Origin of the sequence: Cupriavidus basilensis (assembly GCF_029335485.1) — a bacterium.
GTDB lineage: Bacteria > Pseudomonadota > Gammaproteobacteria > Burkholderiales > Burkholderiaceae > Cupriavidus > Cupriavidus basilensis_E.
In genome coordinates this window covers 1-16,947 of the sequence record NZ_JARJLM010000446.1, presented here as the reverse complement: position 1 = coordinate 16,947, position 16,947 = coordinate 1, and the positions used below count along the sequence as shown (strand labels likewise).

At 68.0% G+C, this 16,947-nt stretch carries 16 protein-coding genes; 11 read left to right on the top strand and 5 right to left on the bottom strand.

The genetic code is table 11. The annotated features are described in order from the left end of the window. The first annotated feature begins 206 nt into the window (after nucleotides 1-206). The 3 genes from P3W85_RS27030 to P3W85_RS27020 all read left to right on the top strand — a co-directional run bounded on the left by P3W85_RS27030 (nucleotide 207) and on the right by P3W85_RS27020 (nucleotide 3,097). Nucleotides 207-1,427 carry a CaiB/BaiF CoA transferase family protein gene (locus P3W85_RS27030; RefSeq protein ID WP_276267003.1) on the top strand — a complete coding sequence of 407 codons (1,221 nt, stop codon included), beginning with the start codon at nucleotides 207-209 and terminating at the stop codon, nucleotides 1,425-1,427. Between the two features lie 133 nt (nucleotides 1,428-1,560). Beyond that, a complete protein-coding gene (locus P3W85_RS27025; protein ID WP_276267002.1) occupies nucleotides 1,561-2,016 on the top strand; it encodes a DUF2214 family protein in 456 nt (151 codons plus the stop codon). A gap of 55 nt (nucleotides 2,017-2,071) precedes the next feature. Next, nucleotides 2,072-3,097 carry a tripartite tricarboxylate transporter substrate binding protein gene (locus tag P3W85_RS27020; protein WP_276267001.1) on the top strand — a complete coding sequence of 342 codons (1,026 nt, stop codon included), beginning with the start codon at nucleotides 2,072-2,074 and terminating at the stop codon, nucleotides 3,095-3,097. 75 nt (nucleotides 3,098-3,172) lie between these two features. Here P3W85_RS27020 and P3W85_RS27015 read toward each other — a convergent pair whose 3' ends face one another. Continuing rightward, nucleotides 3,173-4,900, bottom strand: coding sequence for a potassium/proton antiporter (locus P3W85_RS27015; RefSeq protein ID WP_276267000.1), 1,728 nt, complete (start codon nucleotides 4,898-4,900; stop codon nucleotides 3,173-3,175). A gap of 340 nt (nucleotides 4,901-5,240) precedes the next feature. Here P3W85_RS27015 and P3W85_RS27010 point away from each other — a divergent pair, with 340 nt between their 5' ends. Further along, on the top strand, nucleotides 5,241-5,702 hold the full coding sequence (locus P3W85_RS27010) for a tripartite tricarboxylate transporter TctB family protein (RefSeq protein WP_017227360.1): 462 nt from the start codon (nucleotides 5,241-5,243) through the stop codon (nucleotides 5,700-5,702). Nucleotides 5,703-5,714: 12 nt separating this feature from the next. Further along, a complete protein-coding gene (locus tag P3W85_RS27005) occupies nucleotides 5,715-7,217 on the top strand; it encodes a tripartite tricarboxylate transporter permease (protein ID WP_276266999.1) in 1,503 nt (500 codons plus the stop codon). A gap of 116 nt (nucleotides 7,218-7,333) precedes the next feature. Here the strand turns inward: P3W85_RS27005 and P3W85_RS27000 are convergent, their stop codons facing one another. The 3 genes from P3W85_RS27000 to P3W85_RS26990 form a co-directional block, all read right to left on the bottom strand. Beyond that, entirely contained in the window at nucleotides 7,334-7,912 is a 579-nt protein-coding gene (locus P3W85_RS27000; RefSeq protein WP_276266998.1) for an NAD(P)H-dependent oxidoreductase, read from the bottom strand. Between the two features lie 91 nt (nucleotides 7,913-8,003). Continuing rightward, a complete protein-coding gene (locus tag P3W85_RS26995; protein ID WP_276266997.1) occupies nucleotides 8,004-8,408 on the bottom strand; it encodes a MerR family transcriptional regulator in 405 nt (134 codons plus the stop codon). 157 nt (nucleotides 8,409-8,565) lie between these two features. Beyond that, on the bottom strand, nucleotides 8,566-9,483 hold the full coding sequence (locus tag P3W85_RS26990; RefSeq protein ID WP_276266996.1) for a LysR substrate-binding domain-containing protein: 918 nt from the start codon (nucleotides 9,481-9,483) through the stop codon (nucleotides 8,566-8,568). A 230-nt stretch (nucleotides 9,484-9,713) separates the two neighbouring features. Between P3W85_RS26990 and P3W85_RS26985 the strand changes: the two genes are divergently transcribed. The 6 genes from P3W85_RS26985 to P3W85_RS26960 all read left to right on the top strand — a co-directional run bounded on the left by P3W85_RS26985 (nucleotide 9,714) and on the right by P3W85_RS26960 (nucleotide 15,362). After that, nucleotides 9,714-10,691, top strand: a complete 978-nt coding sequence (locus P3W85_RS26985; protein WP_276266995.1) for a Bug family tripartite tricarboxylate transporter substrate binding protein — start codon at nucleotides 9,714-9,716, stop codon at nucleotides 10,689-10,691. 134 nt (nucleotides 10,692-10,825) lie between these two features. Further along, entirely contained in the window at nucleotides 10,826-12,451 is a 1,626-nt protein-coding gene (gene ggt / locus P3W85_RS26980; RefSeq protein ID WP_276266994.1) for a gamma-glutamyltransferase, read from the top strand. A 131-nt stretch (nucleotides 12,452-12,582) separates the two neighbouring features. Then, nucleotides 12,583-12,999: a DUF1801 domain-containing protein gene (locus tag P3W85_RS26975; protein ID WP_276266993.1), complete on the top strand. Its 417-nt coding sequence runs from the start codon at nucleotides 12,583-12,585 to the stop codon at nucleotides 12,997-12,999. A gap of 142 nt (nucleotides 13,000-13,141) precedes the next feature. Further along, nucleotides 13,142-14,002 carry a PhzF family phenazine biosynthesis protein gene (locus P3W85_RS26970; RefSeq protein WP_017224528.1) on the top strand — a complete coding sequence of 287 codons (861 nt, stop codon included), beginning with the start codon at nucleotides 13,142-13,144 and terminating at the stop codon, nucleotides 14,000-14,002. Nucleotides 14,003-14,103: 101 nt separating this feature from the next. Beyond that, a complete protein-coding gene (locus tag P3W85_RS26965; protein ID WP_276266992.1) occupies nucleotides 14,104-14,724 on the top strand; it encodes a pyridoxamine 5'-phosphate oxidase family protein in 621 nt (206 codons plus the stop codon). A 20-nt stretch (nucleotides 14,725-14,744) separates the two neighbouring features. Continuing rightward, nucleotides 14,745-15,362, top strand: a complete 618-nt coding sequence (locus tag P3W85_RS26960; protein ID WP_017224526.1) for an FMN-binding negative transcriptional regulator — start codon at nucleotides 14,745-14,747, stop codon at nucleotides 15,360-15,362. A 26-nt stretch (nucleotides 15,363-15,388) separates the two neighbouring features. Here the strand turns inward: P3W85_RS26960 and P3W85_RS26955 are convergent, their stop codons facing one another. After that, a complete protein-coding gene (locus P3W85_RS26955) occupies nucleotides 15,389-16,828 on the bottom strand; it encodes a CoA transferase (RefSeq protein ID WP_276266991.1) in 1,440 nt (479 codons plus the stop codon). Between the last annotated feature and the right edge of the window lie 119 nt (nucleotides 16,829-16,947).

The following is a 16,947-nucleotide window of genomic DNA, read 5'->3' as shown; positions in this document are numbered from 1 at the left end:
CCGCCCGGCCGGCGCCAGGCGATCCGGGCGGCTGCCGATGTGCTCCCGGCGGCCCGCCGGTGGTAAAGTGCAGGCTGTCCCAGCCGGACGCCCCAGGGCCTGTTCTCGCACCAGCGCCCGATTGCCCTGCAAGCCGCCACCCTGAACAGACGGCGGGGCCGCCCGGCCGTCCCTTGCCCACCCTTGCCGGATCCGCCTGACACCCCATGGGAGCTTTAAGCCACCTCCGCGTCCTCGACCTGACCCGCGTTCTCGCCGGGCCCTGGTGCGCCCAGAACCTTGCCGACTTCGGCGCCGACGTGATCAAGATCGAGCGCCCCGGCGCCGGCGACGATACCCGCACCTGGGGCCCGCCCTGGCTGCAGGACGCCGACGGCCGCGATACCGCGGAGGCCGCCTACTACCTGGCCGCCAACCGCAACAAGCGCTCGGTAACCTGCGACATCAGCACGCCCGAGGGCCAGGAACTGGTGCGCGCGCTGGCCGCCCAGAGCGATGTGGTGCTGGAGAACTACAAGGTCGGCCAACTGAAGAAATACGGCCTGGACTACGACTCGCTCAAGGCGGTCAAGCCCGACCTGATCTACTGCTCGGTGACCGGCTTCGGCCAGACCGGCCCCTATGCGGCGCGTCCAGGCTACGATTTCATCGTGCAGGGCATGGGCGGCTTCATGAGCCTGACCGGCGAGCGCGACGACCTGCCCGGCGGCGGCCCGCAGAAAGCCGGCGTGGCCATCTCCGACCTGATGACCGGCCAGTACGCCACCATCGCCGTGCTGGCCGCGCTGGCCCACCGCGAGCGTACCGGCTGCGGCCAGTACATCGACATGGCCCTGCTCGACGTGCAGGTGGCCATGCTGGCCAATATGAACACCAACTACCTGGCCAGCGGCGTGGCGCCCAAGCGCTGGGGCAATGCCCATCCGAACATCGTCCCCTACCAGACCTTCCAGGCCGCCGACGGCTGGATCATCGTGGCGGTGGGCAACGACGGGCAGTTCCGCAAGTTCGTCGGCGCCGGCGGACAGCCCGAACTGGCCGACGACCCGCGCTTCGCCACCAACCCGCAGCGGGTGGCGCACCGCGACGTGCTGGTGCCGGTGCTGGCCGAGATGGTCAGGCCGCGCAGCCGGGCCCAGTGGATCCTGGACCTGGAAAGCGCCGGCGTGCCCTGCGGCCCGATCAACACGCTGGACGACGTCTTCGAGGATGCCCAGGTCAAGGCGCGCGGCCTGCGCGTGGACCTGCCGCACCCCAGCGCCGGCGAGGTCAAGCTGGTGGGCAGCCCGATCAAGATGAGCGCGACCCCGCCGGAAGCGGTGCGCCACCCGCCGCTGCTGGGCGAGCATACCGACGCGGTGCTGGGCGAGATGCTGGGCTACACGCCCGGGCAGATTGCTGCGCTGCGCGCCAAGGGCGTGCTGTAAGGCGCCCGCCGCCGTAGCCGAACCAGCCGTAGCCGTAGCCGTAGCCGTAGCCGTAGAGAATCGAGCAAAGAGCCTTGCCCTGCGCGCGCCGGCAGCCGGCGCATGCCCAACCACAAGAGAAAAAGGAGTTTGGATGCTGACCGACGCCCTGCTGGCTTTCCTGCACTTCACTTTCATCTTCCTGCTGATCGCCTTGATGACCGCCGAGGCCGTGGTACTGCGGCCCGGCATCACGCCGGCCACGCTCAAGCGGCTGTCGGTCTACGACCTGTTCTACTTCCTCTCGGCCATGGCGGTGCTGGCGACCGGCCTGCTGCGCCTGTTCTACGGCGCCAAGGGCGCGCAGTTCTATCTGCACAACCCCTGGTTCCACGCCAAGATCGGCGTGTTCGTGGTGATCGCCCTGTGCTCGCTGCCGCCGACCTTCGCCATCCAGCGCTGGCGCCGCCAGGCGCGCAGCCTGCCGGATTTCGTGCCGGTGCCTGCCGAGCTGAAATCCGCCCGCCGCTGGGTCATGATCGAGGCGCACCTGCTGATCCTGCTGCCGCTGTGCGCGGTCATGATGGCGCGCGGCATCGGCATGCGGTGAGGCCCGCCGTCCGCCCCGGCGCACCCCCATTCCCAATCCATACCAACGCAATCCCATGGTCTTCAAGCAACGACTCGCAGCGGCGCTGTTCGCCGCCGCCCTGCCAGCCATCGGCGCCCTTGGCGCCATCAGCGCCGCGCCGGCCGCCGCCGCTGCCGCCTATCCGGTCAAGCCGCTCAAGTTCGTGGTGCCCTATCCGGCCGGCGGCCCGCTCGACACGGTTGCGCGCGCCATCGGCGACAAGCTCAAGGACAGCCTGGGCCAGCCCGTGGTGGTGGAAAACCGCCCCGGCGCCGGCGGCAATATCGGCGCCGACTATGTGGCAAAGCAACCTGCCGACGGCTACACCATCGTGATGGGCGCCGTGGCCACCCACGCCATCAACCCGAGCCTGTTCGCCAGGATGCCGTACGATCCGGTGAAGGACTTCAGCCCGATCACGCTGGTGGCCGACGTACCCAATGTGCTGGTCATGCATCCCGGCAAGGCCGCCGAGCTGCGTATCAGCAATGTGCGCGAACTGGTGGATTACGCACGCAAGAATCCCGGCAGGCTGGACTACGCCTCGGGCGGCAACGGCAGCGCCGGCCACCTGTCGGGCGAACTGTTCAAGAGCATGGCCAAGGTCAGCATGGTGCACATCCCCTACAACGGCGCCGCGTCCGCGCAATTGTCGGTGCTGTCCGGCCAGACCGACATGATCTTCGACAACCTGGCCTCGGCCACGGCGAATATCCGGGCCGGCAAGCTCAAGGCCTTCGCCGTCACCACCGCCACGCGCGCCGCCGCCTTCCCCGAGTTGCCGACCATCGCCGAAGCCGGCAAGGGCCTGGGTCTGGAAGGCTTCGACATCTCCACCTGGTTCGGCGTATTCGCGCCGGCCAACACCCCGAAGGAGATCGTCGACCGCCTCAATCACGATATCGTGGCGATCCTGAAGACCGACGACATGAAGGCGAAGCTGGCCCGCATCGGCGCGCAGCCAGCCCCCACCACGCCGGAGCAGTTCGCGGCGCTGGTGCAGCGCGAACTGAAAAAGTACGCGCAGATCGTCAAGGTGTCCGGGGCCAAGGTGGACTAGCACACCGATGGCGGGAAAGCCGCTCCGGCATGACGAAACGGCCCGCGCTTGCGGGCCTTTTCCTTGCTTCAGGCTTTACTCCCCCGCTTCCGTGCGCGGCAGCAGCAACCCCACCTGCATGATGCGCGGCCCGTCCATCCGCGTCACGGTCAGTTTCAGCCCGGCGATCTCCACGGCGTCACCTTCCACTGGCGGTGACGTAAAGGCCTCCTGCATGGCAGCCTCCAGCGTCCGCGCCGCCTCGGCGGCAGTCAGTTCGCGCGTGCCATAGAGTCCCGCCACGTCGCGCAGCATGGCATCGCCGGACAGCAGGAAATCGTGGCTGGCCTTGCCCCAGGCCGGCGCCGGGCCGGGCCGGTGAAACAGCACCGCCAGCATCGGCACGCTGGCAGCCGGTGCCATGATGGAAACGACGTCGCCAGCGCGCAGCACGGTCTGCCCGGGAGCGGCCAGGGCCTTGTCGCGCACCACCGTCAGCAAGCGGCTGCGCGGCGGCAGTTCAAGCTGGTCGGCACGCAGGTTCTCGACCGGGGCATTGGCCTCGACCGCGAACTGCATCACGTCAAGCGCGGGCGCGTGGGTGCCGTGCAGGCGCGCGCGCGCCAGCGGCTCCGGGTAGGCCGGGCGGAGCACCCGCGCCAGCCTCGCGGCCAGCGGCACGGTAGTGCCCTGCAGCAGCAGGCTGGTCAGCACGACCGCGAAGGCGATGCGGAACAGCAGGCCGGAGTCGGGCATGCCTTGCAGCATCGGGAACAGCGCCAGCACGATGGGCACCGCCCCGCGCAATCCCATCCATGCCACGAAGCCCTTCTCCCGCGTGCTGAAGCGGAACGGCAGCAAGGCCAGCCAGACCGCGGCCGGGCGCGCCACCAGCATCAGGAAGGCAGCCACCGCCACCGCCGGCAGCGCCACGTCCCAGATCCGGTGGGGCGCCACCAGCAGGCCCAGCAGCAGGAACATCACGGACTGCGCCAGCCAGGCCATGCCGTCCATGGCGCGCATGGTGTCGGCGCTGACCGCGCGCTCGCGGTTGCCCACCAGGATGCCGGTCAGGTAGACCGCCAGGAAGCCGCTGCCGCCCGCGGTCTGCACGATGGCGAACACCATGGCGCCGCCCGAGCACAGCAGGATGGCCTGCAGGCCTTCGGCCACGCGCATGCGTTCCATGACATTGGCAAGACAGTAGCCCAGGCCAAGCCCTAGCGCCCCGCCCACGCCGAACTGCACCACCAGGCGCCAGGCCAGCGCACCGGCGCTGAGGCCGGCGGGCGCGCCAATCCAGTCGATCAGGGTGAGGGTCAGGAAGATGGCCATCGGGTCGTTGATGCCGGACTCGATCTCCAGCACGCTCGCCACCCGCTCCTTGAGCCGGATGCCGCTGGTATTGAGCAGCGAGAATACCGCCGCCGCATCGGTCGAGCCGACGATGGCGCCCAGCAGCAGGCCCAGCTTCCAGTCGATCTCCAGCACCCAGGCGGCGAACAGGCCCACCATGCCGGTCGTGACCAGCACGCCGACGGTGGCCAGCGACAGCGATGGCCGCAGCGCCACCCGGAAGGTGGCCAGCCGGGTGCGCAAGCCGCCATCGAGCAGGATCACGGCCAGCGCCAGGTTGCCGACCAGGAAGCTCAGCCAGGTATTGTTGAAACGGATGCCTCCCGGTCCGTCCACGCCGGCCAGCATGCCGACCGACAGGAAGACCAGCAGGAAGGGCACGCCCAGGCGCGCCGAAAAAGCGCCGACCACAATGCCCAGGGACATCACGATGGCGCCGATCAGGATGACGTGGTCGATGCTTTCCAAAACGGCTTCCCTTTCCATGCCGTGCCGTATCGACCACAGGCTGCGGGCGCGCAGGCAACGGCAGTGCAGCCAGCGATGATAGCGCAGCACAAAGTCGGGGCTACCGCGGCGATGCGCAAGGATCTCTCGGGGGGACGACGGGCCATCCGGATGTCATTAATGTATCCCTAGGGAGATACCCGGACATTGACCATTTTTGCAGACATCCGAAAGGTAACTGAAAGGTCTTCCCCTTAATTTCCACCCTGCCCGCGGCAGGAGGGGTGCGCGCTCTTTTTTTTAGCGCCGCGACATCAGCCACCGCACGGATTTCAAGCAAGTTTTATCGAGGAGAATCATTTTGCGCATACGTAGCCAAAAGGACTTTGCCTCCGGCCTGATGTTCATCCTGGTCGGATTCGGCTTTTCCTGGGTCGCACGCGGCTATTCCATGGGAACCGCCGCCAAGATGGGCCCGGGGTATTTCCCGTTCTGGCTCGGCGTCGTGCTCGCCCTGCTGGGCGCGCTGGTGCTGTGGGGCGCCCTGTCCGCCAAGAAGGAAGAAGATCAGCTGGCGCGCTGGGACATCAAGACGCTGTTGTGGATCCTGGGCGCCGTGGTGCTGTTCGGCCTCATGCTCAAGCCGCTCGGCATGGTGCTGTCGGTGCTGGTGCTGGTGCTGGTGTCGTCGATGGCCAGCCACGAGTTCAGCTGGAAGGGCGCCATCGCGAACGCGATCATCCTGGTGCTGATCAGCATGGGCGCCTTCGTGTACGGCATCAATCTGCAGATGCCGGTATGGCCTGCATTCTTGGCAGGTTAAGGAGACGGCCATATGGAACTACTAGCCAACCTGGGCCTCGGTTTCTCGACCGCCCTGACCCTGCAAAACCTGGCCTACGCCTTCCTGGGCTGCGTGCTTGGCACGCTGATCGGCGTGCTGCCGGGCCTGGGGCCTCTGGCCACCATCGCCATGCTGCTGCCGGTGACCTACACGCTGCCGCCGGTGGCCGCGCTGATCATGCTGGCCGGCATCTACTACGGCGCCCAATACGGCGGCTCCACCACCGCCATCCTGGTCAACCTGCCGGGTGAATCGTCATCGGTGGTGACTACCATCGATGGCTACCAGATGGCGCGGCGAGGACGAGCGGGGGTGGCGTTAGCGACCGCCGGCCTGGGCTCGTTCTTCGCCGGCTGCGTGGCCACCCTGATCCTGGCCGCGTTCGCCGCGCCGCTGTCGGAGCTGGCCTTCAAGTTCGGTCCCGCCGAGTACTTCTCGCTGATGGTGCTGGGGCTGATCGGCGCCGTGGTGCTGGCCTCCGGTTCGCTGGTCAAGGCGATCGCCATGATCGTGCTGGGCCTGCTGCTGGGCCTGGTCGGCACCGACGTGAACTCGGGCGCCGCGCGCTTCTCCTTCGATGTGCCCGAACTCACCGACGGCCTGAATTTCGTCTCGGTGGCGATGGGCGTGTTCGGCTTCGCGGAAATCATCGCGAACCTGGAACAGAAGGATGCCCGCGAGACCTTCACCGACCACATCACCAACCTGTTCCCGACCAGGGACGACTTCAAGCGCATGATCCCCGCGGTGCTGCGCGGCACCGTGCTGGGTTCGGCGCTGGGCATCCTGCCTGGCGGCGGCGCGGCGCTGGCCTCCTTCGCGGCCTACTCGCTGGAAAAGAAGACCTCGAAGTACTCGCATGAGTTCGGCAAGGGCGCCATCGAAGGCGTGGCCGGTCCGGAATCGGCCAACAACGCCGCCGCGCAGACCTCCTTCATCCCGCTGCTGACGCTGGGCATTCCGCCCAACGCCGTGATGGCGCTGATGGTGGGCGCGATGACCATCCACAACATCCAGCCGGGCCCACAGGTCATGACCAGCAACCCCGCGCTGTTCTGGGGCCTGATCGCCTCGATGTGGATCGGCAACTTCATGCTGATCATCCTGAACCTGCCGCTGATCGGGATCTGGGTCAAGCTGCTGAAGGTGCCTTACCGCTACCTGTACCCGGCCATCCTGACCTTCTGCTGCATCGGCGTGTACTCGGTCCAGAACACCACCTTCGACGTGTTCCAGACCGCGGCCTTCGGCGTGATCGGCTACCTGTTCATCAAGCTCAAGTGCGAGCCGGCGCCGCTGCTGCTGGGTTTCGTGCTGGGGCCGATGATGGAAGAGAACTTCCGCCGTTCCCTGCTGCTGTCGCGTGGCGAGTTCAGCGTGTTCGTGACCCGTCCGCTGTCGCTCGGCCTGCTGATCGCCGCCGCGGTGCTGGTGCTGATCGTGGCGCTGCCGTCGATCAAGAACAAGCGCGAGGAAGCGTTCCAGGAAGAATAACCAGGATAACCAGGCACGTCTCGCGGCCTGCCTCGGCGCAGGCTGCGAGGGACGTCGCCAGCCAGCCTCTCAAGGTGCCGTCAGGCACCTTTTTTTTGCGCTGTCGGCCCGGACATTCAAACGCCGGCGGCAACGGCGCGCACCCGCTCCAGCCAGGCTTCCCTCTGCCTTGCCGCCGAGCCCAGCACCGGGCCGAAGGCCATGGTCCTGACCGGCCTGATGCCGCAGAACGCCAGCGTCGTTTTCCGCATCTGATGGATGCCCGGCATGCGGTAGACCCAGCGGAAATACCAGGGAGGCGTATCCATGGTCACCAGGAGATGCGCCGTGCGGCCTCTCAGGAGCTGCTCGGGAAACGCCTTGCCGGCGCGGTACCTGAATGCGAACCCGGGCAGGAACACGCGATCCAGGAAGCCCTTCAGCAGCGCCGGCACCCCGCCCCACCAGATCGGAAAGACAAAGGCCAGGTGCCCTGCCCAGGCGATCGCCTCCTGTGCCGCCAGCAGATCGGGCTCGAGGTCCTGGATCCCATGGTAGCCCGCGTGCAGGATGGGATCGAACCGCAACGCATCCAGCCGGAGCAGCCGGACTTCATGTCCCGCTGCCTCGGCGGATGCCGCATAGGTCCGGGCGATGGCCCCGCAGAGACCATCGCCGGAAGGGTGGCCCAGGATCACAAGTATTCGTTGCCGCATTGCGACGCGCTCCTCAACAGGTTGACGCCGCGAGAGTAAGGCTTGCCCCTGGTGGCAGAGTCAAGCGCGCCGGCAGGCCATCGCTGCCGCCTCAGGCGGCGGATGGCGGATGGCAGGCCGGCCCATCGGCACTGCCCGGATCATTGCGGCGGTCAAGGCATGCGCGGATCTCCGCGCCGATCTCGCCCAACTGGGCGTCCAGCCTGCGCAATCGCTGCATTTCCTCGCGCAGGCTCGCGCGTTTGCCGTCGATCTGCTGCGCCAGGCCTTGCCAGTCCGGTTCGCCGGCGCCCCCGTCCAGCGCCGGGAGAAGCTCGGACAAGCGAAAGCCCAGGGATTGCGCCTGCCGGATCAACTCCACCTGCCTGACCTCATCGTCCGTGTAGACGCGATATGAACCGGCGCGTGTCACCTGCCCAAGCAGGCCGAGCGCTTCGTAGTGGCGAATCGCCTTCGGCGAAGCCCCCGTGCGCCTGGCAATCTCTCCGATGAACATCACCCGCTCCTCAAGAATCAATACGAAATATCGGCCGCCATCCAGCCGCGCGCCCGGCACTGCCCTGCGTCGTGAAGCTTGCCGCAAGGGGGCCGCAGGGTAAGGCCTGCCCCTGGGGGCAGAGTCAAGCGGCGACGGAAACCGCGGCCTGCGCCCCTCATGCCTGCGCGGCGGCGGTGCGATCGGCAGGCGCGCCAAACAGCACGCTGCACGCCTCGCGCACTGCCGCCGTGACATGGCGCCGCGCGTGGTCGCGCCGCTCCAGCATGCCGATGGTACGCAGCACCGGCGGCGCGCCGCCCACGGCCAGCGGCAGGATGCGCAGCGCCTCGTCGTCCAGCCAGCGCGCGCGCTGCAGCAGCGGCACCACGGTCACGCCGACCTGCTGGCGCACCAGTTCCACCAGCGCCTCGATGGAGTTCAGTTCCAGGAATTCGTTGACGCGCAGATGCGCGCGGCGCAGCGCCCGCTCCACCTGCATGCCGGTACGCTGGCCGCGGTCGAAGCGCAGGAACGGGTTGGCCGCCAGCGCCTCGCGCGCGTTCGCGCCGGGGCTGTCGCGCCCGGCAATGGCCACCAGCGGCTCCTGGTAGAGCGGCGTCCATACCAGCGTGCCGGGCAGGCGGCCCGCCCCTTCCACCAGCATGGCCGCGTCCAGTTCGCCGGCTTCCACCTGGGCGGCCAGCTCGATCGACTTGGCGCCGACCAGGCGCACGTCCAGCGCCGGGTATTCGCGTTTCATGCGCGCCACCACATGCGAGAGGCCGCCCATCACCGAGACCACTGCGCCCACCGCCACCGCGCCGGCCATGGCATCCGGCGCTTCCGGCGGCATGCGCATCTCGTCGTAGAGTGCCAGCATCCGGCGCGCCTGCGGCAACAGCTCGCGGCCGCCGGCGTTGAGCGCCACCACCCTGCCGCCGCGATCGAACAGTTCGCGGCGCAGCTCCATCTCCAGCGAACGCATCTGCAGGCTCACCGCGGCCTGGGTCAGGGCCACCTTTTCCGCGGCGGCGGCAAAGGATCCGTGGTCGGCCACGGCCACGAAAGTGCGCAGGAAACGGATGGTGCTCATGAGCTGGGTCTGGGAGTGGAGATTTGTCCGGCGGGGCCGATACTTAAGAAAACATTGAGACACAAGAAAGAAATATTAGCTTTCATTACGATCAGCTGCACGGAATAATGATGTGCAATACCATCGCAGCGTGCCTCCGGCGTCACCGCCCCGGCGCGCTGCCGCGTGGTGATCCGCCCGAGGGCCGCCAGCGGCCTGCCATGCCTTGCTTTCCAGATCCGGAGATCGTCATGAAACACTGGCTGCGCCTGTTTGGCACGAGCCTCGCCACCGGTCTCGCGCTGACCGCCTTCCCGGCCCTCGCCGACACCTACCCGAGCAAGCCGATCCGCCTGATCGTGCCGTTCCCGGCCAGCGGCGCCACCGACCTGCTGGCGCGCGCCATCGCACAGAAAGTGGGCACCAGCATGGGACAGCAGATCGTGGTCGACAACCGCCCCGGCGCGGGCGGCGCGATCGGCTCCGACATGGCGGCCAAGGCCCCCGCCGACGGCTACACGCTGCTGATCGCCACCACCAGCACGCACGCCATCGGGCCGTACATCAACCCGCGCCTGCCGTACAACACCGAGACCGACTTCACGCCGATCGGCCAGGTGGCCATCGCCACCAACCTGCTGGTGGTGCCCAACAGCCTGCCGGTGAAGAACGTCAAGGAACTGATCGACTACGCCAAGAAGCACCCGGGCGAACTGAACTACGCGTCCAGCGGCAACGGCACCGTGGTGCACCTGACCGCCGAGGCCTTCAAGGCGCAGGCCAGCGTGTTCATCACGCACATCCCGTATCGCGGCACCGCGCTGGCCGTGCCTGACCTGATCTCCAACAAGGTGCAGGTGCTGTTCGACAGCATCGTCTCCGGCCTGCCGCATGTGAAGGACGGCAAGCTCAAGGCGCTGGCCGTGACCAGCCTGAAGCGCTCGCCGCTGGCGCCCGAGATCCCCACCGCCAGCGAATCCGGCCTGCCGGGCTTCGAGTCCGATACGTGGTTCGGCATCTATGGGCCCAAACAGATGCCGGCCGAGCTGGTGAACCGCCTCAATGCAGAATTCAACAAGGCGATCCAGGCGCCTGACGTCAGGGAGCGCCTCGGCAAGCTGGGGGCGGAACCGGTCGGCGGCACGCCGGCGCAGTTCGCCGCCATGGTGAAGAAGGACAGCGCGCGCTGGGGTAAGCTGATCAAGGATCGCAAGATCACCGTGGAATAAGCGCGACGGAATCCAAGCAATTTCGTGTGTACTCCCCTCTTCCGCGCATGGGAGCGGGGAGCCAGGCAAACGCAAGGCTCCGGCACATCGGCACGACGCGATCCGCCAGGCCGGCAAATCGAACCAAGGCAAGCATGCAGAACTTCAACTGGACCAATCCCTACCCTTCGGTGCGCATCCCGCTGTTCGCACGCAACGTGGTGTCCACCTCGCACCCGCTGGCGGCGCAGGCCGGCCTGCGCATGCTGCTCAAGGGCGGCAACGCGGTGGATGCGGCCATTGCCGCGGCGGCTGCCATCACCATTGTCGAGCCAGTCTCGTGCGGCCTGGGCAGCGACGCCTTCGCGATCCTGTGGGACGGCAAGGAACTGCACGGCCTGAACGCCTCGGGCGTGGCGCCGGCGGCATGGAGCCCCGAGTACTTCAAGAGCAAGTACGGCACGGACGCCAACGGCATTGCCAAGCGCCCCTTGCGCGGCTGGGACGCCGTCACCGTGCCGGGCGTGATCGCCGGCTGGGCCGCGCTGCACGAACGCTTCGGCAAGCTGCCCTTCGCGGAACTGATGGAGCCCGCCATCGAGATCGCCGAGCGCGGCTACGCCGTGCCGCCGGTGGTGGCGCACAAGTGGGCGGCCGCCGTGCCCGAACTCAAGGACCAGCCCGGCTATGCCGAAGCCTTCATGCCGAATGGCCGCGCGCCCAGCGTGGGCGAGAAGTTCACGCTCAAGGCCGCCGCCGAGACGCTGCGCAAGATCGGCGCCACCAACGGCCGCGCCTACTACGAAGGCGAGATCGCCGAGCAGATCGCCGCCTTCAGCAAGGAATGCGGCGGCGCCATGACGGCTGACGACCTGCGCAACTACAAGCCGGATTGGGTCAAGCCGATCAGCAAGTCCTACCGTGGCTACGAGATGCACGAGATCCCGCCCAACGGCCAGGGCATCGCCGCGCTGATGGCGCTCGGCATCCTCGCCCAGTTCGACATGGCGTCGCTGCCGGTGGACTCGGTGGACTCGCAGCATCTGCAGATCGAGGCGATGAAGCTGGCTTTCGCCGACCTCTATCGCTACGTGGCCGATCCGCGCAGCATGGAAGTCACGCCCGAGCAGATGCTCGACGACGCCTACCTGAAGTCGCGCGCCAGTCTGATCGACATGAAGCGCGCCACGCATTTCGACTTCGGCATGCCCAAGGTCGGCGGCACCATCTACCTCACCGCCGCCGACGAGAACGGCATGATGGTCTCCTTCATCCAGTCGAACTACATGGGCTTCGGCTCGGGCGTGGTGGTGCCGGGCACCGGCATCAGCCTGCAGAACCGCGGCGTCGGCTTCTCGATGGACCCGAAATCCGCCAATGTGGTCGCGGGTGGCAAGCGGCCCTTCCACACCATCATTCCCGCCTTCCTCACCAAGGATGGCCAGCCGGTCATGAGCTTCGGCGTGATGGGCGGCGACATGCAGCCGCAGGGCCACCTGCAGACCGTGGTGCGCATGGTGGACTACAAGCAGCAGCCGCAGGCCGCCTGCTGCGCGCCGCGCTGGAAGGTCAACCGCGACTTCACGCTGGACGTGGAATCCAGCATGGACCCGGCCGTCGTGGCCGGCCTGAAGGCGCGCGGCCACCAGCTCAAGTCGGTCGACGATCCTTATATGGACTTCGGCTCCGGACAGTTTATCTGGCGCCTGTCGGATGACGCCGAGCATGGTTATGTGGCCGCCAGCGACAGCCGGCGCGACGGGCAGGCAGTCGGCTTCTGATTCTCTGCAAGCTGCACCGGAAGCGCGCCCGCGGTGGGCGCGGCGAAAGCGAAGACATCCAACTCCCCGAGCGCAGGGAAAGGCTTGCCCCGAAATCTGGAAGAATCTGGAAATTCCAGGAGGAGAAACTGATGAAAAAGTCGGGTTCGACCGGGGGCCAGCCAGCGTCCGAGCTGATTGACAAAAGAATCGCCGATCTCGGGGACTGGCGCGGGGAAACCTTGAGCAGGATGCGCAAGCTCATCCACGAGGCTGCCCCGGACGTCGTGGAGGAGTGGAAGTGGATGGGCACTCCCGTCTGGTCTCGCGACGGGATCATCTGCACCGGCGAGTCTTACAAGTCGATAGTGAAATTGACCTTCGCCAAGGGGGCTTCGTTGAAGGACCCGGCCAAGCTCTTCAACGCGAGCCTCGACGGCAACGCAAGGCGCGCGATTGACATCCATGAGGGGGAGGAGGTCGACGCGGGCGCGTTCAAGGCGCTCATCCGTGCCGCGATCGCTCTCAATACGTCGAGTGGAAAGGCAAGCCCAAGGCGAGCGAAGTAGGCCACGGGATTCGCGCCGGACCGGCGCTGAACCGCGATGCACGCCACTGTCTGCAACTGGCTTGCCCGCCATCCCGGCAAGTGTCCATGGTGTCTGCCGCGGAGAGAATTACACTGAGGCCTCTGCCTCCACCACGATAACCATGGCCACCTACGCTTATCGCCTGCTCAACGTCTTCGCCGAGTCCACCTTTGGCGGCAATCCCCTGTGCGTGTTCGAGGATGCGCGCGGGCTCGACGACGCGACCATGCAGGCCCTCGCATTGCAGTTCAACCTGTCCGAGACCACCTTCGTCCTGCCCTCCGAACAGGCCAGCGCGCGGGTCCGCATCTTTACGCCGGGCTATGAGATGCGCTTCGCCGGCCATCCCACGCTGGGCACCGCGCATGTGGTGCGCGACCTCGCCGGCACCGGCGACGCGCTCACGCTGGAATTCAAGGCCGGCGTGGTGCCGGTGACCGCGCAAGGCGACGTCTGGACCTTCACCGCACCGCATTCGGGCGAACCGAAGACCGCGCCGGCCGGCCTGCCGGACGCGCAAATGGCAGCCCTGCTTGGCCTGGCCGAGTCCGACCTGCTGACTTCGCCGATGTGGGTCGACACCGGCGCAGACCAGCTGCTGGTGGCGGTAAAGACCGTCGACGCCGTGCGCCGCGCGCAACCCGACGGCGCGCGCCTGGATATCTGGCCGCAGAGCAGCCTTGGCCGCAAGACCGCCTACGTCTTTGCCTTCGACCCCAACCGGCCCGGACAGGTGGTGGCGCGCTATTTCTTCACCAAGCAGGGCGGCGGCGTGGCCGAGGATCCGGGCACCGGTTCGGCCTGCGCCAACCTGGGCGGCTGGCTGATCGCCACCGGCCACGCGCTGCCGGCGGGCTACCAGATCGCGCAGGGCGAGGCTGTCGACCGGCCGTGCACGCTGCGGCTGGAAGTGACCGGCGGGCAGGCTATCCGCGTGGGCGGCCGCGTGATCGAGCTGGGCCGCGGCACCGTCACCCTGTAGCGGGCACGGCCGGCGATGGCCCCGCGCGGGCGCGACAAACCTCACGTCAGTGCGTTACAGTGAGACTAGTCCGGCGCCCGCGCCCCCCAACGCCCATCGACATGACCACCCCGCACGCCATTACCACGCTGGCAGAGCTGGAGGCTCGCTACGCCGAAGCCGGCGAAGCCTCGCTCGCCAAGGAAGTCGACCACCTCCATCCACACTACCGCGCCTTTGTCGAGGCCGCACCGCTCTGCCTGCTCTCCACGGTGGGTGGTGAATACGCCGAATGCTCGCCGCGCGGCGATGCGCCCGGCTTCGTGCAGGTGCTCGACGAACGCACCCTGCTGCTGCCGGACCGGCGCGGCAACAACCGCATCGACAGCCTGCGCAATATCGTCGCCGACCCACGCGTGGGCCTGCTGTTCCTGATCCCCGGCGTGAACGAGACCATCCGCGTGGCCGGCACCGCCCTGGTCTCGGTCGACCCGGCGCTGATCGCGCGCTGCGTCATCGACGGCAAGGCACCGGCCACGGTGCTGGTGATCTCGATCCAGTCGGTGTTCTTCCAGTGCGCCCGTGCGCTGGTGCGCTCGAAACTATGGGACCCGGCAACGCAGGTGGCGCGCAACAGCCTTCCGAGCAACGGCACCATCCTGGCCGACCTGAGCCGCCATGCGATCGACGGGGCCGCCTACGACCAGACGCAGCCGGAACGGCTGAAGCAAACCCTGTATTGAAGCTTGACTACCCCGGATACATGTACACGCCAACCCACTTCGCCTGTACCGAGAACGACGCCATCGACGAGGTCATGCGCCGTTATCCCTTCGCCACCCTGATCGGTAACGACGCCGGCGGCCTCCCCTTCGCCACGCATTTGCCGGTGGTGGCCGAGCGTAGCGGCGACAGCTGGCGGATCGAAGCCCATATGGCGCGCGCCAACCCGCACTGGCGCTGGCTGGAGCAGACTCCCAAGGCCTTGCTGGTGTTCCAGGGGCCGCATGGCTACGTATCGCCGGCGCTGTACGAGGAAAAGCGGTCGGTGCCGACCTGGAACTACGTTGCCGTGCATGTGTACGCCGAGATCGTCACCGTGCATGACGCCGGCGCCAAGGACGCGCTGCTCAAGCGGCTGATCGCCCATAACGAACCGGGCTATGCCGCGCAATGGCATGACTTGCCGGAGGATTTCAAGCAAAAGATGCTGGGCGGGATCGTCGGCCTGCGCATCGAGCCGACGCGCATCGAAGCCAAGTTCAAGCTCAGCCAGAACCGCCCCGCCACCGACCGCGCCCGCATTCTCGCGGCCCAGCGGGAAGGCAGCGCCATCGAGCGCGACATGGCGGAGTGGATGGCGCGCATGACGGGCGCCTGAAGCCCGGGGTTCCCTCCGCGCGCCGCTCAGGCGCGCGGCAGCCACTCGGGCATATGGGTGCCGAGCGGCACCGAGGGCAGCGCCCATTGCGCAGGCGTCTCCGACAGCCGGGCCGCATGCGACACCACGCCCAGCGCACCGAAGCCCGAAGGCAAGGCCACCATCAGGTCGGCCACATCCTCGAAGCGCTGATCCGGTATCTCCATTCCGCCTTCAAGCCGCCCGAGGCCGCGCAGCCACTGGCCGGTCTGCGCCAGCGACACCCGCACATGCCAGCTGCCGCCCTCGCCTGCGCGCCGGTGCAGCGCGGCCATGGCGCCCAGCGCCAGCAGGTAGCCGGCCGCATGATCGAGCACCTGGGCCGGCAACGGCTGCGGCGTGTCGCTGCCCGCGGCCTGCGCTTCCGCGTGGTTGAATCCGCTCGCGGTCTGCACCAGGGAATCGAAGCCGCGCTTGCCAGCCCACGGCCCGGTGTGGCCATAGGCGCTCAGCGTCACATAGACGATGCCCGGCCGCGCGCGCGCGGCCGCCTGCGGCCCCACGCCCAGTTCCGCCAGCCCCTGCGGCCGATAGCCCTGGATCAGGACATCGGCGCCATGCAGCAGCTTGTGCATGGCGTGCTTGTCGTCCGGGTCGCGCAGGTCCAGCTGGCAGGAGCGCTTGCCGCGTCCGGTATCGATCACCAGCGGCATGATGGCCGGCAGATGGGCGGCGGTGACCAGCAGCACGTCGGCGCCATGCGCCGCCAGGGTGCGTCCGGCCACGGGCCCGGCGATGATGCGGGTGAAATCCAGCACGCGCACGCCCGTGAGCGGGCGCGCGCCGGTGGCCGGCAGATCCGGCAACGGCTGCGGCGGCGCCTCGCCGATGCGCTCGATGGTCAGCGGCGGCATGCCGTGCAGCGCCTGTCCCTGGGGATGCCGGTCCCACGCCTCGAAGCTGCGCATGGCGGCCACCACCAGGCCTGCCTCGGAGGCAGCGGTCTCGAACGCCTCGGCCTCCCACTTTTGCAGGGCGGCCTGCACCGCCGCGACATCGTTGGCGCAGCCGAGCAGTCGCAGCACGCCATCGCGGTGGTGGGGAAAATTGGCATGCAGGCGCACCCAGCGGCCATCGCCGCAGCGGAAAAGCCGGGAGAGCGGATCCCGGAACTCCGGCCAGGGCGCGCCATCGACGCGCAGGTAGCGTTCGCTGCGGAATTCGGCCAGCGCGTGACGCATCTCCACGGCGACGTCCTGCCAGCGCCCGCTGCGCTGCTGCCACAGGGCGGCGGCGGCGAGCGCCGCGGCGCCCAGGCTGGCCTGGGCAGCGGTGCCCACGGCGAAGGAGGATGGCAGCACCGGGTCGGCGCCGCCGAGTTGCAGCCGGCCCAGTGCCGCGGCCGGCAGCCCCGCAGCCTGCCAGAGTCCGGCTACGGCCTCGTCCGGGCTGGGGCGGGTGGCCGGGGTAATGGTTGGCGTCGGCATGGCGGCAAGCTCCAGGGGCGGATGCGCTCCCTCCATCCTAGTCCACCGGATCGCCGAAATTGGCCGCGCCTGGTATTTCAAACCGGCGGCGAACCCGGCCGCGCCGGCTGTTTTCCGGC

Coding starts and splice junctions, on each gene's coding strand:
- P3W85_RS27030 (WP_276267003.1), top strand. CDS start 207: ATGGGAGCTTTAAGCCACCTCCGCGTCCTCGACCTGACCCGCGTTCTC.
- P3W85_RS27025 (WP_276267002.1), top strand. CDS start 1,561: ATGCTGACCGACGCCCTGCTGGCTTTCCTGCACTTCACTTTCATCTTC.
- P3W85_RS27020 (WP_276267001.1), top strand. CDS start 2,072: ATGGTCTTCAAGCAACGACTCGCAGCGGCGCTGTTCGCCGCCGCCCTG.
- P3W85_RS27005 (WP_276266999.1), top strand. CDS start 5,715: ATGGAACTACTAGCCAACCTGGGCCTCGGTTTCTCGACCGCCCTGACC.
- P3W85_RS27000 (WP_276266998.1), bottom strand. CDS start 7,912: ATGCGGCAACGAATACTTGTGATCCTGGGCCACCCTTCCGGCGATGGT.
- P3W85_RS26995 (WP_276266997.1), bottom strand. CDS start 8,408: ATGTTCATCGGAGAGATTGCCAGGCGCACGGGGGCTTCGCCGAAGGCG.
- P3W85_RS26990 (WP_276266996.1), bottom strand. CDS start 9,483: ATGAGCACCATCCGTTTCCTGCGCACTTTCGTGGCCGTGGCCGACCAC.
- P3W85_RS26985 (WP_276266995.1), top strand. CDS start 9,714: ATGAAACACTGGCTGCGCCTGTTTGGCACGAGCCTCGCCACCGGTCTC.
- ggt (WP_276266994.1), top strand. CDS start 10,826: ATGCAGAACTTCAACTGGACCAATCCCTACCCTTCGGTGCGCATCCCG.
- P3W85_RS26975 (WP_276266993.1), top strand. CDS start 12,583: ATGAAAAAGTCGGGTTCGACCGGGGGCCAGCCAGCGTCCGAGCTGATT.
- P3W85_RS26970 (WP_017224528.1), top strand. CDS start 13,142: ATGGCCACCTACGCTTATCGCCTGCTCAACGTCTTCGCCGAGTCCACC.
- P3W85_RS26965 (WP_276266992.1), top strand. CDS start 14,104: ATGACCACCCCGCACGCCATTACCACGCTGGCAGAGCTGGAGGCTCGC.
- P3W85_RS26960 (WP_017224526.1), top strand. CDS start 14,745: ATGTACACGCCAACCCACTTCGCCTGTACCGAGAACGACGCCATCGAC.
- P3W85_RS26955 (WP_276266991.1), bottom strand. CDS start 16,828: ATGCCGACGCCAACCATTACCCCGGCCACCCGCCCCAGCCCGGACGAG.